The organism is Mycobacterium sp. E1715, from assembly GCF_001667625.1.
In the GTDB taxonomy this organism is placed as follows: domain Bacteria; phylum Actinomycetota; class Actinomycetes; order Mycobacteriales; family Mycobacteriaceae; genus Mycobacterium.
Map to the genome: position 1 here is coordinate 1 of NZ_LZJJ01000231.1, position 15,369 is coordinate 15,369.

14 protein-coding genes and 2 pseudogenes are annotated in these 15,369 nt (G+C 67.9%); 12 read left to right on the top strand and 4 right to left on the bottom strand.

All coding sequences use genetic code 11. From position 1 onward, the window contains the following. Window positions 1-75 (bottom strand): annotated as a pseudogene (esxL, locus tag A9X03_RS29790) (type VII secretion system ESX-5 protein EsxL); the annotation flags it as partial. Here esxL and A9X03_RS29795 point away from each other — a divergent pair. The 6 genes and pseudogenes from A9X03_RS29795 to A9X03_RS12390 all read left to right on the top strand — a co-directional run. Beyond that, window positions 71-157: pseudogene (locus tag A9X03_RS29795) on the top strand (type VII secretion protein EsxI); the annotation flags it as partial. The pseudogenes esxL and A9X03_RS29795 overlap by 5 nt on opposite strands. 624 nt (window positions 158-781) lie before the next feature. After that, a complete protein-coding gene (locus A9X03_RS12370; protein WP_067757175.1) occupies window positions 782-2,041 on the top strand; it encodes a PPE family protein in 1,260 nt (419 codons plus the stop codon). A gap of 66 nt (window positions 2,042-2,107) precedes the next feature. Then, entirely contained in the window at window positions 2,108-3,520 is a 1,413-nt protein-coding gene (locus A9X03_RS12375) for a PPE family protein (protein ID WP_067757172.1), read from the top strand. A 96-nt stretch (window positions 3,521-3,616) separates the two neighbouring features. Beyond that, a complete protein-coding gene (locus A9X03_RS12380) occupies window positions 3,617-3,940 on the top strand; it encodes a DUF732 domain-containing protein (RefSeq protein ID WP_067757168.1) in 324 nt (107 codons plus the stop codon). Between the two features lie 91 nt (window positions 3,941-4,031). Then, window positions 4,032-4,352, top strand: coding sequence for a DUF732 domain-containing protein (locus A9X03_RS12385; protein ID WP_067757165.1), 321 nt, complete (start codon window positions 4,032-4,034; stop codon window positions 4,350-4,352). Between the two features lie 157 nt (window positions 4,353-4,509). Beyond that, window positions 4,510-5,220: an MgtC/SapB family protein gene (locus A9X03_RS12390; protein ID WP_067757163.1), complete on the top strand. Its 711-nt coding sequence runs from the start codon at window positions 4,510-4,512 to the stop codon at window positions 5,218-5,220. Here A9X03_RS12390 and A9X03_RS12395 read toward each other — a convergent pair. Continuing rightward, on the bottom strand, window positions 5,217-6,413 hold the full coding sequence (locus A9X03_RS12395; RefSeq protein WP_068261270.1) for an NAD(P)/FAD-dependent oxidoreductase: 1,197 nt from the start codon (window positions 6,411-6,413) through the stop codon (window positions 5,217-5,219). The two genes, A9X03_RS12390 and A9X03_RS12395, sit on opposite strands and share 4 nt — an antisense overlap. A 101-nt stretch (window positions 6,414-6,514) precedes the next feature. On the opposite strand from A9X03_RS12395, the gene A9X03_RS12400 reads away from it, so the two are divergent. Beyond that, window positions 6,515-7,447, top strand: coding sequence for a sterol desaturase family protein (locus A9X03_RS12400; RefSeq protein WP_067890858.1), 933 nt, complete (start codon window positions 6,515-6,517; stop codon window positions 7,445-7,447). Between the two features lie 94 nt (window positions 7,448-7,541). Beyond that, entirely contained in the window at window positions 7,542-8,222 is a 681-nt protein-coding gene (locus A9X03_RS12405; RefSeq protein ID WP_067757154.1) for a hypothetical protein, read from the top strand. Window positions 8,223-8,227: 5 nt separating this feature from the next. Here the strand turns inward: A9X03_RS12405 and A9X03_RS12410 are convergent, their stop codons facing one another. After that, a complete protein-coding gene (locus tag A9X03_RS12410) occupies window positions 8,228-8,683 on the bottom strand; it encodes a nitroreductase/quinone reductase family protein (RefSeq protein WP_067757151.1) in 456 nt (151 codons plus the stop codon). A gap of 112 nt (window positions 8,684-8,795) precedes the next feature. Between A9X03_RS12410 and A9X03_RS12415 the strand changes: the two genes are divergently transcribed. The 3 genes from A9X03_RS12415 (at window position 8,796) to A9X03_RS12425 (ending at window position 11,573) form a co-directional block, all read left to right on the top strand. Further along, complete coding sequence (locus A9X03_RS12415; RefSeq protein WP_197499050.1) at window positions 8,796-9,479, top strand: TetR/AcrR family transcriptional regulator; 684 nt, start codon at window positions 8,796-8,798, stop codon at window positions 9,477-9,479. 121 nt (window positions 9,480-9,600) lie between these two features. Beyond that, window positions 9,601-10,104, top strand: coding sequence for a VOC family protein (locus tag A9X03_RS12420; RefSeq protein ID WP_067757145.1), 504 nt, complete (start codon window positions 9,601-9,603; stop codon window positions 10,102-10,104). Then, entirely contained in the window at window positions 10,101-11,573 is a 1,473-nt protein-coding gene (locus A9X03_RS12425) for an FAD-binding protein (protein WP_068261273.1), read from the top strand. The genes A9X03_RS12420 and A9X03_RS12425 overlap by 4 nt, the downstream gene beginning before the upstream one ends. A gap of 25 nt (window positions 11,574-11,598) precedes the next feature. Here A9X03_RS12425 and A9X03_RS12430 read toward each other — a convergent pair whose 3' ends face one another. Further along, the gene (locus A9X03_RS12430) at window positions 11,599-13,524 is read right to left on the bottom strand and encodes an ABC transporter ATP-binding protein/permease (RefSeq protein WP_068261280.1); all 1,926 of its coding nucleotides are present in this window, start codon (window positions 13,522-13,524) and stop codon (window positions 11,599-11,601) included. 93 nt (window positions 13,525-13,617) lie between these two features. Here A9X03_RS12430 and A9X03_RS12435 point away from each other — a divergent pair, with 93 nt between their 5' ends. Further along, the gene (locus A9X03_RS12435; protein ID WP_067781841.1) at window positions 13,618-15,270 is read left to right on the top strand and encodes an acetolactate synthase; all 1,653 of its coding nucleotides are present in this window, start codon (window positions 13,618-13,620) and stop codon (window positions 15,268-15,270) included. The last annotated feature ends 99 nt before the right edge of the window (window positions 15,271-15,369 follow it).

Below are 15,369 nucleotides of genomic sequence, written 5' to 3' on the forward strand. Positions count from 1 at the left end.
CTGCCCGTGGGCGTTGGCCTGCTCGTAGATCACCTGGAAGTTGCGACCCAACTGGGTGATGAACTCCTGGCAGGCCAACGCCCACGGGCAGAAGGTGCAGAGCGCCGGCAACAACATGGCCAGCACCGACAGCGCCGTCGGTTCGAGCTGGGCGTAATTGCGTCTGAGACCGAGGTAATTAGTTCGGGCCGACACGCGAGCCATGGTGCGAGCGTTAAGCCGCCGCCATTCGCGGCATCGCCCCGCATGCGGGCATTTTGTTGTTTTTAATATGGCTTGAGGAGGTTGCGGCTCACAGCTATTGCAACAAATTCAAATAATGCAGCGAGGTCGGCCGAAGCGCGATTCGGCTGATTAACGCTTTCGGGGGGTATCGCGGTTTACCAGTTCTGTGTGAACCGTTGCTCTGCGTCGCTATAAGACGCTTAAACAGGCAATAGTTGAATTTGGTAGATAGCTGTCTGCGGACAATCCTCACACCAGTCGGCAGTGCGATGACATTCACTTTTTACATTCCGTAAACGCGGCGGGAACGCGGGCCGAATACTTTTCGCTCACGATGATCGTATATTGATTGAGCGGTGTTTGACTTGAGTCGGACGTCAATCTTGTCGGGGATATCAGCTAAGGAAGAGAATGGTCCGTTGTCTGCAGCATGCGAAATAAGCCCATGTCTTCTGTAGCCGATTTCATGTGTTTCCTTAGAACCGCGGCGCGGATGCGGCCGAGGCAGCAAGGCCGCGCCTACCATGGCGGCCACTTGCGGGACCGGAGGTAGTAGATGCTGGATTTCGGGGCGCTTCCGCCGGAGATCAACTCGGGGCGGATGTATGTCGGTGCGGGCTCGGGCCCGCTGCTGGCCGCCGCGGCGGCCTGGGACGAATTGGCCGCAGAGTTGCAGGCCGCGGGCGCGTCGTACAACGCGACCATCGAAACGTTGGCGACCGGGCCCTGGACGGGCCCTTCGTCGATGGCGATGGCGTCCGCCGCGGCGCCATACGTGGCGTGGATCAACGCCACCGGTGCTCAGGCCGAGGCGGCCGGCGCCCAGGCCAAGCTGGCCGCGGGCGCCTACGAGGCCGCGTTCGCGGCCACCGTCCCACCACCGGTTATCGCGGCCAATCGCGCCCTGCTGGCGGCCCTGATCGCGACCAACATCCTCGGCCAGAACACGCCGGCGATCGCCGCCACCGAAGCGCAGTACATGGAGATGTGGGCACAGGACGCCGCCGCTATGTACGGCTACGCGGCATCGTCGGCGACCGCGTCGCAGCTGACACCGTTCGCCGAGCCGCCCCAGACCACCAACGAGTCGGCCGGGCCGATGCAGGCGGCAGCCGTCACCCAGTCGAGTGCACAGTCGAGCGGCAACACCGCCGCGCAGCTGTCCCAGCTGAGCACGACGATGCAGACCGCGGTCAATGCCGGCAACGCGGCTCCGAACGCCGGCACGACCGGGACCGGCCTCACCACCGGAATCGGACAAAACCTGGACTACTGGAACAACATCTGGTCGGTGCTGACGGGCCCGTATTCCCCTCAGTCGTGGAGCAGCGTCCCGGGCGGTCCGTTCCTGTCCTTCGGTCAGGCGTACGCGTGGGGTCAGAACGGCCAGAGCGCCGCCGCCTACTTGTCCGGCCCGAAGGCAATCACTGGCGCTCTCGCCCCGCTGACCAGTGGCTCGAGTGCGGTGAAGCCGATGCTCAGCTCCGCCGTTGGGCCCGTGTCCGGATCCATGGGGGAGGCGCGCGTGATCGGGAGCATGTCGGTACCACAGGGCTGGACGCAAGCGGCTCCGGCGATTCGAACGATCGCCCAGGTGCTGCCTACCAACCTGGCCGCCGCGCCCGCCGCGCTGGCCGGCGAAGAGGGCGTCTTCAGCCAGATGGCCCTGTCCGGCTTGGCGGGACGCGCGATTGCCGCCAGCGCGACCCACTCCGTCGGAGGCACCGCCGCGGCGGCCGGCGCACTGGGCGGCGCGGTCGCCGAGGCCGATCCGGCCGCGGCCACCATCATCGTGATCCCTTACATCGAGGAGTGACCGCGATGACCGCCACGCACAGCAGCCCAGCACCGTCGACCCAAGCGCCTGAGTAAGGGGACAGCAATGTTTTACGGAGCCTTTCCGCCGGAGTTCAACTCGGGCCGGATGTACACCGGGCCGGGAGTGGGTTCACTGGTGGCCGCCGCGACGGCCTGGGAGAACCTGGCCACCGAACTGCAGTCCACCGCCACCGCCTATTCCGGGGTGATCTCCAGCCTGACTACTGGGCCGTGGGTGGGCCCGTCATCGGTCGCGATGGCGTCCGCGGCGTACCCGTACGTCGCCTGGATGCAGCAGACCGCCGCCCAGGCCCAGGAAGCCGCGAGCCAAGCGTCCGCGGCGGCGGCGGCCTACGAGACGGCGTTCGCCGCCCACGTGCCGCCTCCGGTGATCGCGGAAAACCGCGCGCTCTTGGCGCAGCTGATGGCGACCAACCTGCTCGGGCAGAACACGGCGGCGATCGCCGCCACCGAGACACAGTACGGCGAAATGTGGGCCCAAGACGCCGTGGCCATGGACACCTACGCCAGTTCGTCGGAGGCGGCCACCCGATTGACCCCGTTCGCCGAGCCGCCGCAGACCACCACCGGCGCGGGCACCACGACGCAAGCGGCCGCGATGAGCCAATCCGCGGGCACGTCGGCGGGCAGCGTGGCGTCCACCATCAACTCGGCGGCCACCTCGCTCACCGCGGGCCCGGGCAACCCGATCCTGGCATGGCTCTCGCAGCTGGCCACCCAATACAACACCGCGATCACCACGTTCTTGAAAGGCTTCGGCACGACTCCCGCCGGCACCCCGCTGATCACCGCCATGTACAACGCGGTCAAGGTGCCGCTCGGGCTGACCACACAGTTCAACGACGTTGGGTTGCTGATCAACTTTCCCCTGTCGCAATGGCTCAAATTCGCCCCACCTATCGCGTATGGGGCGTTGCCGAAGGATGCCCTGGGGGCCGGCCTGGGGGTGCTGGGCTTCGGCCGGGGGACGCTGTACGACGCGATCAGCCCGGCGGCGGGCTTTGCGCGCGGCACTTTGGTTGGGCAGTTGACCGTGCCGCCCAGCTGGGCCTCGGCCACACCAGCCATCAGGACGGTCGCCGCCGCGTTGTCGGCCGCCGGACCCGAGGCCGTGCCCGCGGCCGCCCTGGGCGAGGGCGGCCTGTTCAGTTCGATGGGGATGGCGGGAATGCTGGGCAGCGCCCTCGGCGCAGGCGGACCGACCGTGGTGGGCGCCAGCGTGCGCAACCGGATGAAACCGATCAAGGACCTCAAAGACAAACAATCGCCGGAACAACTCAAGCGTCTGGTCGCGCAGATATCGGAAAAACCCGAAACCGTCCAGCACCACAATGTCGACCCGGAGGGGCTCGACGCCCTGCTCGAGCAGCTGGCGAAGAAGCCCGGCATCCACGCGGTGCACCTGAAGAAGGGAGACAAGTCCAAGGTCCTGCCCGCCGATGCCCAGTTGGGTTGAGGGGCAAGGCCATTCAGAATCCAGGTGTGGTCTGTCAAACGGTCTGGCAGGCAACGCCTCCGATCCTCTTGCCGCCGCCATGAAAGAAGGTAGGTAATGAAACGGCTGCTGGCGCCACTGGGCGCTTTCCTCGTAATCGGACTGGCCGCACCGGCATACGCGGATCCGCCGCCAGTGCCGGACGGTGACGACGGCGCGTTCCTCTCAGCCCTGCATCAAGCCGGCTTCACCTTCGCCAGCCCGGACGCAGCCGTCGGGGCGGGCCGGGCGGTGTGCTCGTGCTTGAACAACGGCGAGTCGGGCCTGGAGCTGGTCCACGACGTCAAGATGCACAACCCGGGGATGGACATGGAGATGGCTTCCAACTTCGCGATGATTTCCGCGAAGTACTACTGCCCGCACCACCTCAGCAAAGCTTGACCCGCTCCGGCCGAGTTGAGCTGAACGATAAGGCGATTCAGCCGTGATTCCGCGCTGCGCTCGACCGGCCGTCGTGAGACAATCCTCGGCTATGAGGCTGCTGGTGGCTCTGCTCGGCGTCTGGGCTGGGATCGGGCTCGCCGCGCCGGCCTACGCTGATCCGGACACCGGTGCCGTCGACGAGTCGAGCTTCCTCGCTTCGCTGCGGAGCGCTGGCATCACCTACAAGACGCCCGACGCGGCCGTCCAGTTCGCCAGGGCCGTGTGCGAGTCGATGAACAGCGGCGAGTACGGGCCCCAAATGGTGAGCGAATTGCAGGCGCAGAACCCCGGACTCACCGCCGATCACGCGACGTCGTTCCTGGCGATCGCCGCGAAATACTATTGCCCTCAGAAGCTCAGCGCGCGATAGCGCGGCGCCCGTCCTGACCGCGGCGCAACGGCAAGGCGCCCCACAGGTTTCGCGCGCATTGCCGTATCGCATCCGGTTCGGTTGGGGTCCACCCGCTGTTCACCTGGGCCTGATTAGCTGCGGCTGCGTCGGATGGTCATGAGGGGAAGGAGTGCCGATGGAGACGCTGAGCGTCGCCGACTTCGCGCTCCGGCTCGCCGTCGGAGTGGGCTGCGGCGCCCTGATCGGCCTTGAGCGGCAATGGCGGGCGCGCCGGGCCGGCCTGCGCACCAACGCGCTGGTGGCCGGCGGCGCGACGTTGTTCGTGCTGTACGCCGCCGCCACCACGGACACCAGCCCCACCCGGGTCGCGTCTTACGTGGTGTCCGGCATCGGGTTCCTCGGCGGTGGCGTGATCCTGCGCGAAGGGGTGAACGTCCGCGGCCTCAACACCGCCGCCACCCTGTGGTGCTCCGCGGCCATCGGCGTCCTGGCGGCCTCCGGGCACCTGGTCTTCGCGTTGATCGGTACGGGGACCGTCATCGCCATCCACGTCTTCGGGCGCCCGCTTGGCCGGCTGATCGACCGCGACAACACCGGCGACGAAGACGAAAGCCTGCGGCCATATCTGGTGCAGGTGGTCGCCCGCCCGAAACACGAGAAATACGCGCGCGCCCAGATCGTGCAGCACGCGAGCGGCAACGACATCACGCTGCGCGGCATCCATACCGCGCACGCCGGCGACGACGAGGTCACCTTGACCGCTCACCTCCTCATGGACGGGGACGCCCCGTCCCGGCTGGAGCGGTTGGTCGCGGAACTCTCCCTACAGCCGGGAGTCCGTGCGGTGCAGTGGTACGCCGGCGACGAAGCGCAGTCCGACCGCTAAGGACGGGGCTGCAGCTCCGGCGCGGCGGCCGCCAGTAGGTCGGCGCGGTCGCCGCTCAGCGGCGGGTAGATCCGCCGGGCGTTGATCGTCCGCTTCGTCTCCTTGGCCCGCGCGCCGCTCGACACGACCACCCGGTCCCACCCCTCGGTGTAGACCGCGCCGGCCGGCCCGAGGTCGAGAACCGTGACATACCAAGGGATTCGGAGTGGCAGGAGCGGCTCTCCGAACAGGTCGCTGATGACGTTGTACCCGGCATAGCGGCCCATGGGGCGGCCGTGTTGACACGACATGACCGACAGGTGGTCGTCGTCCATGCGGGCGGCGGCGACATCGCCCGCGGCGAAGACCGCGGGCACACCGATGACCCGCAGGCAGTCATCGACGGGCACCCGACCCAGGCCGTCGCGCGCCACCGGCAGTTGCTCGGTCAGCGGGCTGGCCCGCATGCCGGCACACCACACCACGGTGGCCGCCGCGAGGCGCTCGCCGGAGGTGAGCGACACACCGCCCTCGTCGATCGCGGCAACACCCACTCCCGCCCGGGCTTCGACGCCGTTGGCCGATAGGGCCTCTTCGATCACCGGGCGCGCCGAGGCGCCCATGTCGGAGCCGATCCGGCTGCGATCCAGCAACACCACCCGGGGAGCAATGCCGGTCGCGGCGAACAGCCGCCGCAACCTGTCCGGCAGCTCGCAGGACACTTCTATCCCGGTCAGCCCCGCCCCGACCACGACCACGGTGCCGGCCGCGGGCGTCGGCGAATCGTCGGCCAGCCGGCGGAGGTGGTCCCGCAGCGCCAGCGCTCCGTCGTAGGTGTCCACGTCGAAGGCGAACTCCCGCACGCCCGGTAGGGCCGGTTTGGCCACACGGCTGCCCGACGCCAGCACCAGCCGGTCGTAGGCGTACGTCGCACCGCCCGCCGTGGCGACGGTGCGGGCGTCGGTGTCGATGGCGGTCACCTCGGTGGCGACGTGTGCCACCCCGACGGGGTCGAGCAGGTCGGCGAGCGGGATGCGGCACGGGGTCAGGTCGGCCTCGTAGTTGCGCACCCGGATGTCGTGGAACGGCCGGGCGGCCAGCACCGTGATGTCGACCGTGCCCGCCGGAATGGCGAGCTCGTCGAGCCGGCGGGCGGCCCCGAGCGCCGCCCACAACCCGGCGAACCCCGAGCCGATCACCACCACAGCGCTCAACGCTCGACACCTCACGTCGGTCGATCCCGTCACCACAGTGTGGGCCGCATGCCGGACCAAGGCGACCCGGCGGTGCGGCCAGTCGTCGTAGTCTTATGCCTGTGAGTGCGCTTTCAGAGTTCGTGACCGCCCTGCCCCCGCAGCTGCGGGACCCGGTGCTGCTCGCCATTCCCTTCTTCTTGCTGCTGTTGACGCTGGAATGGTCGGCGGCGCGCAAGCTGGAAAGCATCGTCGGCGACGCCCGGCCGGCGTCCGGCGCGTACTTCACCCGCGACGCGATGGCCAGCATCTCGATGGGTCTGGTTTCGGTGGGCACCACCGCCGCGTGGAAGACACTGGCACTGTTCGGCTACGCCGCCCTGTACGCCTACGTGGCGCCCTGGCACCTCTCGGTCGGCCGTTGGTACACCTGGGTGATCGCGCTGGTCGGCGTCGACCTGCTGTACTACGCCTACCACCGGATCGCGCACCGGGTGCGGTTGATCTGGGCGACGCACCAGGCCCATCACTCCAGCGAATACTTCAACTTCGCGACGGCCCTGCGCCAGAAGTGGAACAACAGCGGCGAGATCCTGATGTGGGTTCCGCTGCCGTTGCTGGGGATACCGCCCTGGATGGTGTTCTTCAGCTTCTCGATCAGCCTCATCTACCAGTTCTGGGTGCACACCGAGCGGATCGACAAGTTGCCGCGGCCGTTCGAGTTCGTGTTCAACACCCCGTCGCACCACCGCGTGCACCACGGGATGGACCAGATCTACCTCGACAAGAACTACGGCGGAATCCTCATCATCTGGGACCGGCTGTTCGGCAGCTTCCAGGCCGAGCTCTTCCGGCCGCACTACGGCCTCACCAAGCGGGTCGACACGTTCAACATCTGGAAGCTGCAGACCCGCGAATACGTCGCGATCGCCCGCGACTGGCGTACGGCGACTCGGCTTCGCGATCGCCTGGGCTACGTTTTCGGGCCGCCCGGTTGGGCGCCGCGCGGCGCGGAGCAGGCCGAGGCGGCCGTTGCGGTGGCGACATCGACGTAACGCCGGTGACGGACGGCGCGAAGACTTCTGCGTAACGCAAAGTCACGCCGTAATCTCAAATCGGTCGAGATTTGGCCCCGACGGATCGGAGTACATGGTGCGTCGCCTGGCAATGCGCGCATTCATCGCGTCGGTCACCGCGGCCGCGCTCGCGCAGTGGCTGCCGCTTGCGCCGGCCGAAGCGGACCCCGTTGTGGTCTATCCGGGCATGGAGATCCACCAGGGCAACCGCGTCTGCACGCTGGGCTACGTCGATCCCGGCATGAAGATCGCCTTCACCGCGGGGCACTGCCGGGGTGGCGAGGGGGTCGTCACCGACCGCGGCGGAGCGGTCATCGGCCGGCTGGCGGCCTTCCGGGACAACACTCCCAGCGGGACGACGGTGGCGACCGACCAGTTGATCACCGACTATGAGGCGATCGTGCTGGACAACGGCGTGATGGCGAACAACGTCCTGCCTGGCGGACGTCAACTGATTTCGAACCCGGCGGCGGCGCTGGCACCCGGGCAGGCGATCTGCCATTTCGGCGTGAGCACCGGCGAAACATGCGGGACGGTGGAGAGCGTGAACAACGGCTGGTTCACCATGTCGCACGGCGTGCAGAGCCACAACGGCGACTCCGGCGGCCCGGTGTATCTGCCTTCCAGCGCCGGTCCCGGGCTGCTCGTGGGGATCTTCAACAGCGTGTGGGGTGATTTTCCGGCCGCGGTGTCGTGGCGGGCGACGTCCGAAGAGGTCCGTGAGGATCTCGGGGTGGCGCGGGGCGCTCGGTAGGCCCTTCAGCGGGTCGCGTCGGCCGCCGCGAGGGCGAACACCGGGATGGTGGGCGCGACCGCGCGGAATTGCTCGTCGGTGCTGTCCGGGGTCAGCCCGGCGACGTAGTCCTTCACCTGCCAATACCAGCGGTCGAGGTAGCGTCGCAGCAGCTCCGGTTTGGCCGCGTCGGCGACCTCGCTGACTCGGGCGCGCCGCCGGCGCCAGCGGGGGCCCGTCTCGACGACCCCCGCGGCCCGCACGTTGCGGGCCCACTGGGTGTTGCCGCGGGGTGAGACCAGGTAGTCCACGCCGTCGACGGTCAGCACGTTGATGACCACCGCACGCGGTTTACCGCTCTTGCGCCCGCGGACGCGCAGCGCACGCGTCCCGGCGATGCTGACACCCATCTCGGCGAGCCAGCGGATCACCGCGTTGGCGGCGCGTGCGGCCCCGTTCGGTTCTTCGTATCGCGTGGACATGTCGCGTCCTCTCTCGCAATCTAACGAGAGCACTGCTCTCTTTGCCCGCGACACTGCCACAGTCCTGGCCGGAAAGCAAGAGCGGTGATCTCGGTTGTGCCAGACTGGCCGCGTGGGCAAACGCCAGGACACCCGGGAGCAGACCGAGGCGCGCATCATCGAGCTGGGTCGCCGGCAGCTGGTGGATCGTGGGGCGGCCGGATTGTCCGTGCGCGCGATCGCCCGCGACCTCGGCATGGTGTCGTCGGCCGTGTACCGGTACGTGTCCAGCCGCGACGAGTTGCTGACGTTGCTGCTGGTCGACGCCTACTCGGATCTGGCCGACGCCGTGGACCGCGCACGCGAGACGGTCGGCGAGCTCTGGAGCGACGATGTCATCGCGATCGCCCGCGCGACCCGGCGATGGGCCGTCGCGCACCCCTCCCGATGGGCCCTGCTGTACGGCAGTCCGGTGCCCGGCTACCACGCCCCGCCAGAGCGCACGGTGGTCGCGGGAACCCGGGTGGTGGCGGCCTTCTTCGACGCCGTTGCATCCGGGATCGCCACCGGGGACATCAGGCTGACGGATGTCGTTGCCCCACAACCGATGTCGTCGGACTTCGAACGGATTCGCCACGAGTTCGGTTTTCCCGGCGACGACCAGGTGGTCGCCAAGTGCTTTCTGCTGTGGGCCGGGGTGCTGGGAGCAATCAGCCTCGAGGTGTTCGGGCAATACGGCAGTGACACCCTGACCGACCCCGAGGCGGTGTTCGACGCGCAGCTTGGGCTGCTGGTGGACGTGCTGGCCCGGCACTGACGGGTCGGCCGGGCGAATTAGAACATGTTCACCCGGCTTTCACAGCGGCGCGCCGGCCCGCGACGGCAAAGTTTTCGCGGCCCTTTCTGGCGGCCGAGGCACTGGACTATCCTGCGAGACGATGACCCTTCCCGTTCAATCGCCGACGCAGATCGCCTGGGTTACCACCGACCTGGATGCCACCGAAACCGCCCTCACCGGCCTGTTAGGTGTGCGCAAGTGGGTGCGGATACCCGAGGTGCACTTTGCTCCGGACACCTGCAGTTACCTCGGCAAGCCGGCCGATTTCGTCGCCAGCATCTCGTTGAGCTATCTCGGTGACATGCAGCTGGAGCTGATTCAGCCGGTCAGCGGGGAGAACATCTATAGTGACTTTCTGCGCGAATCCGCGCCGGGTCTGCACCACATCTGCATAGAGGTCGAAAGCCCGCAGCAATTCGACGCAACATTGGCCGAGGCGGTGGAGTTCGGGGCCCCGGTGGTGCAGCAGGGCGTGATGCCCGGCGGCATTCAGTTCGCCTATGTGTCGGCGCCCCGGGCGGCAGTCCCGTTCGTGGAGATCGCGTACATAGCGCCCGAAATGAGGGCGTTTTACGACTACATCAAACAGGAGCAGCGCCAATGAGCACCGAGATTCCGGCAACGGTCAACGCGGACGACGTCACATCGTGGTCGGATGACGTTGACGTCGTGGTGGTCGGCTTCGGAATCGCGGGCGGCTGCGCCGCCGTCAGCGCCGCGGCCGCCGGGGCGCGAGTGCTGGTGCTCGAGCGCGCCGCCGTGGCGGGCGGCACGACTTCGCTTGCGGGCGGCCACTTTTACCTCGGTGGGGGCACGGCGGTCCAGCGGGCGACCGGCCACCCCGATTCGCCCGAGGAGATGTACAAGTACCTGGTCGCCGTGTCCCGGCAGCCGGACCACGAGAAGATTCGGGCCTACTGCGAGGGCAGCGTCGAGCATTTCGATTGGTTGGAAGACTTGGGCTTTCAGTTCGAGCGCAGCTACTTCCCGGGCAAGGCTGTCATCCAGCCCAACACCGAGGGCCTGATGTTCACCGGCAACGAGAAGGTGTGGCCCTTCCTGGAGCAGGCCGTGCCCGCGCCGCGCGGGCACAAGGTGCCGGTGCCCGGTGACACCGGGGGCGCCAGCATGGTCATCGATCTGCTGCTGAAGCGCGCCGCCAGCCTGGGCGTCCAGATCCGGTACGAGACCGGAGCCACCGAGCTCATCCTGGACGGTTCGGGTTCGGTGAGCGGTGTGATGTGGAAGCACTTCGCCGAAACCGGTGCGATCAAAGCAAAGTCGGTGATCATTGCCGCCGGGGGATTCGTGATGAACCCCGAGATGGTTGCCAAGTACACGCCGAAGCTGGCCGAGAAGCCGTTCGTGCTGGGCAATACCTACGACGACGGCCTCGGCATCCGGCTGGGCGTTTCGGCAGGCGGCGCAACCGAACACATGGACCAGATCTTCATCACGGCGCCGCCCTACCCGCCGTCGATCCTGTTGACCGGCATCATCGTCAACAAGCTCGGCCAGCGTTTCGTCGCCGAAGATTCCTACCATTCGCGGACTTCCGGGTTCATCATGGACCAGCCCGACAGCGCGGCGTTCCTCATCGTCGACGAGGCGCACCTGGAGCACCCGAAGATGCCGCTGGTTCCGCTGATCGACGGCTGGGAAACCGTCCCGGAAATGGAAGCGGCGCTTGGCATTCCGGAGGGCAACCTGGTGGCAACGCTCGACCGCTACAACGCCAACGCCGCCCGCGGCGAGGACCCCGACTTTCACAAGCAGCCCGAATTCCTTGCGGCGCAGGATCAAGGCCCCTGGGGCGCGTTCGACATGTCACTGGGCAAGGCGATGTATGCCGGTTTCACGATCGGTGGTCTGGCCACGTCCGTCGACGGCGAGGTGCTGCGCGAAGACGGCACCGTCGTGCCCGGCTTGTATGCGGCCGGCGCCTGCGCCTCCAACATCGCCCAGGACGGCAAGGGCTACGCGAGCGGCACCCAACTGGGGGAGGGCTCGTTCTTCGGGCGCCGCGCCGGAGCGCACGCGGCGCACGGCGCCAGGAGCGCGCAGGAGCGTTAAGACACCGCGCCGGAGCGCGTAGGCGCTAGACGCCCGCGGGCTCCTTCTTCTCCTCCACGGGGCCCAACCGCCAGGGGCCGCCGCCGAGCAATTGCAGCTGTTGTTCGTGATGCTGCTCGACGGTGGGCCGATGACTGACGCTGACCACGACGCAGTCCGGGAGCTCGGTCCGAACCAATTGATAGAGCGCGAATTCCAGGCCCTCGTCGAGCGCGGAGGTGGCCTCGTCCAGGAAGACGGCCTTCGGTTTGGTCAGCAGGATCCGCGCGAAAGCGACCCGCTGCTGTTCGCCGGGGGAGAGCACCTTGGCCCAATCGCGCTCCTCGTCGAGCCGGTCGAGCAGCGGGGCCAGCGCGACTTTGGTGAGCACCTCCCGCAATTCGTCATCGGAAACTCCGTCCGGCGAGTTCGGATAGCACACGACGGTGCGCAAGCTGCCCAGCGGCACGTAGGGCAATTGCGAGAGGAACATCGTCGCGTTCTCGCCGTCGGGACGGCACAGGGTCCCGGACGCATACGGCCACAACTCGGCCAGGCTGCGCAGCAGCGTGGTCTTGCCCGCGCCGGAGCGCCCGGTGATCACCAGCGAGTCGCCTTCGGCCAGTTGAACATCCAGCGGATCGATCAGCCGGTCGCCGCCCGGCGTGCGCACCTCGACGTCGCGCAGCTCGACGGCCGTCTCCTCGCTCGGCTTGACCAGCATGGTCGGCAGCGCGCGGCCCTGACTGTTGGCGTCGACCAGGCCGTGCAACCGGATGATGGCCGCCCGGAAGGCGGCGAAGGCGTCGTAGTTGTTGCGGAAGAAGGACAGTGAATCGTGAATGTTGCCAAAGGCGGTCGCGCTCTGGCCGACGTCGCCGAAGTCGATCTGCCCGGCGAACAGCCGCGGCGCCTGAATCACCCAAGGCAGCGGGACGATCGCCTGGGACACCGACCAGTTCCACCCGTTGAAGATGATGGTCCGGCGCACGAACTTGCGGTAGTTGTCGATGATCGGCGTGAACCGCCGCCACAGTTGCGTCCGCTCGACGCGCTCACCGCGGTAGAAGCCCACGGCCTCGGCGGCGTCGCGCAGTCGCACCAAGGCATAGCGGAACGCGGCGTTCAGTTTCTCGTTGTTGAAGCTCAGCCGGATCAGCGGATGCCCCAGCCACACCGCGACCAGCGTGGCGATGAACACGTAGACCAGGACCGTCCAGAACATCGCGCGCGGAAAGTCGACGCCGAACACGTTGAGGTTTCCCGACAGGTTCCACAGGATCGCGGCGAAGGAGATCACCGAGGCGACCGCGTTGACGGCCCCGAACAGCAAGGTGCTGCCGGTCCCGTTGGACGGGATGTTCGGGGTGCCGCCCGCGTTCGCGGTGAAGATGTCGATGTCCTGCTGGATGCGCTGGTCGGGGTTGTCGATCGTGTTGTCGATGAACAGGTCCCGGTAATAGGCCCGGCCGTCAAGCCAGTCGTCGGTGAGATGCGACGTCAGCCATATGCGCCAGGCGATGATGAACCGCTGGGTCAGGTAGATGTCGATCATGAACCGGATGACGTACAGGGTGGCCAGCACGCTGAAGATCGCGATGGACATCCAGAAGCCATGAATGCCGGACTGTTTGACCGCGTCGTCGTCGGCCGCTATGCCCTGGACCGCCTTCTGCACCGCCGTGTACAGGTCGTTGCCCTGGTAGCTGAGCAACACCGTCAGCCGGACCGAGAGCAGCACCGACAGCAACAGCACGCCGAGCATCAGCCAGACGCCGATGCTGCGCGCCCCGACGAAGTACCCGCGCGTGATCCGCCAGAACTGCCGCCCCCACGGGGTGAGATATCTGAACAGCACCAGCGCGACGAACAGACAGACGGCGCTGATCAGCCAGGCGATGGCGACCCACCGCAGGGAATCCACGGCCGCCGCCGACCAGTTGATCGAGGGCTTGAACGGCTTTGGACCCATGGTCGTTGTCTCCTCACGGTCGCGCTGGTGGACTCGGCGGGCACTTCAAATCCTCCGGCGAAGGTACCCGAAGGATCTGGATAGGCTGCGGTTATGAGCACCGACGCCATTCCCACACAAACATTGCACGCCGGCAGGCTCATCGCGCGGCGCCTGCGGGCCAGCGGTGTAGACACCCTCTTCACGTTGTCCGGCGGCCACCTGTTCTCGGTCTACGACGGCTGCCGCGAGGAGGGGATCCGGCTGATCGATACCCGCCACGAGCAGACCGCGGCCTTCGCCGCCGAAGGATGGTCGAAAGTGACGCGGGTGCCCGGCGTCGCCGCACTCACGGCGGGACCGGGCGTCACCAACGGGATGAGCGCGATGGCGGCCGCACAGCAGAACCAGTCGCCGCTCGTCGTGCTGGGCGGCCGGGCACCGGCCGGGCGGTGGGGCATGGGTTCGCTGCAGGAGATCGACCACGTGCCGTTCGTGGCGCCGCTGGCCCGCTTCGCCGCGACGGCGCAGTCCGCCGAGGACGCCGGCCGGCTCGTCGACGAGGCGTTGCGGGCGGCGGTCGGCGCACCCTCGGGGGTCGGCTTCGTCGACTTCCCCATGGACCACGTGTTTTCCATGTCCGAGGATCACGGGCGTCCCGGTGCCCTCACCGACCTGCCGCCGGGTCCTGGCGTGGACGACCTGGACGGCGCCGCCCTGGGCCGCGCCGCGAGCCTGCTGTCGGCGGCCCGGCGGCCGGTCATCATGGCCGGCACCAACGTCTGGTGGGGGCACGGGGAGGCCGCCCTGCTGCGCCTCGCCGAGGAACTCCAGATCCCGGTCCTGATGAACGGGATGGCCCGCGGCGCGGTGCCCGCCGATCACCCGTTGGCGTTCTCCCGGGTGCGAGGAAAAGCGTTGGGCGAGGCCGATGTTGCGCTGATCGTCGGGGTGCCGATGGATTTCCGGCTGGGCTTCGGCGGGGTGTTCGGGCCGCAGACCCGGCTCATCGTGGTGGACCGCGCCGAACCCGAACGCAGGCATCCGCGCCCGGTCGAAGCCGAGCTCTACGGCGACCTGTTGTCCATACTCGCGGCCCTCGCGTCCGGGGGCGGGACCGACCACCGCGACTGGATCGACGAACTGCGCACCGCCGAGACCGCCGCGCGCGGAAAGGAAAAGGCCGATCTGGCCGACGAGCGCGTGCCGCTGCATCCCATGCGGGTGTACGCGGAGCTGGCGCCGATGCTGGACCGCGACGCCATCGTCGTCATCGACGCCGGCGACTTCGGGTCCTACGCCGGCCGGGTGATCGACAGCTATCAGCCGGGCTGCTGGCTGGACAGCGGCCCCTTCGGCTGCCTCGGCTCGGGCCCCGGTTACGCGCTGGCCGCCAAGCTGGCCCGGCCGGACCGTCAGGTCGTCCTGCTGCAGGGCGACGGCGCCTTCGGGTTCAGCGGCATGGAATGGGACACCCTGGTCCGGCACAACGTGCCCGTGGTCTCGGTGGTCGGCAACAACGGGATCTGGGCGTTGGAGAAACATCCGATGGAGGCGCTGTACGGCTATTCGGTGGTGGCGGAACTGCGGCCGGGCACCCGCTACGACGAGGTGGTGCGCGCCCTGGGCGGCCACGGCGAGCTGGTCTCCGCGCCGGCGGAGCTGCGGCCCGCGCTGGAACGCGCCTTCGCCAGCGGCCTGCCGTCGGTGGTCAACGTGCTCACCGACCCCGGCGTCGCCTACCCACGCCGATCCAACCTCGCTTGACGTGCCGGGCGGGGCCGCGAAGGTGCTGAAAATGCCACCGTCTGCGGCGTGTCGCCGGGCAGACACGCACGGTCGCGCCGGCGGGCGGCTCGCGTACCG

Excerpts from the sequence above, each read along its gene's own strand:
- A9X03_RS12370 (WP_067757175.1), top strand. The coding sequence starts at position 782 with ATGCTGGATTTCGGGGCGCTTCCGCCGGAGATCAACTCGGGGCGGATG.
- A9X03_RS12375 (WP_067757172.1), top strand. The coding sequence starts at position 2,108 with ATGTTTTACGGAGCCTTTCCGCCGGAGTTCAACTCGGGCCGGATGTAC.
- A9X03_RS12380 (WP_067757168.1), top strand. The coding sequence starts at position 3,617 with ATGAAACGGCTGCTGGCGCCACTGGGCGCTTTCCTCGTAATCGGACTG.
- A9X03_RS12385 (WP_067757165.1), top strand. The coding sequence starts at position 4,032 with ATGAGGCTGCTGGTGGCTCTGCTCGGCGTCTGGGCTGGGATCGGGCTC.
- A9X03_RS12390 (WP_067757163.1), top strand. The coding sequence starts at position 4,510 with ATGGAGACGCTGAGCGTCGCCGACTTCGCGCTCCGGCTCGCCGTCGGA.
- A9X03_RS12405 (WP_067757154.1), top strand. The coding sequence starts at position 7,542 with ATGGTGCGTCGCCTGGCAATGCGCGCATTCATCGCGTCGGTCACCGCG.
- A9X03_RS12410 (WP_067757151.1), bottom strand. The coding sequence starts at position 8,683 with ATGTCCACGCGATACGAAGAACCGAACGGGGCCGCACGCGCCGCCAAC.
- A9X03_RS12420 (WP_067757145.1), top strand. The coding sequence starts at position 9,601 with ATGACCCTTCCCGTTCAATCGCCGACGCAGATCGCCTGGGTTACCACC.
- A9X03_RS12425 (WP_068261273.1), top strand. The coding sequence starts at position 10,101 with ATGAGCACCGAGATTCCGGCAACGGTCAACGCGGACGACGTCACATCG.
- A9X03_RS12430 (WP_068261280.1), bottom strand. The coding sequence starts at position 13,524 with ATGGGTCCAAAGCCGTTCAAGCCCTCGATCAACTGGTCGGCGGCGGCC.
- A9X03_RS12435 (WP_067781841.1), top strand. The coding sequence starts at position 13,618 with ATGAGCACCGACGCCATTCCCACACAAACATTGCACGCCGGCAGGCTC.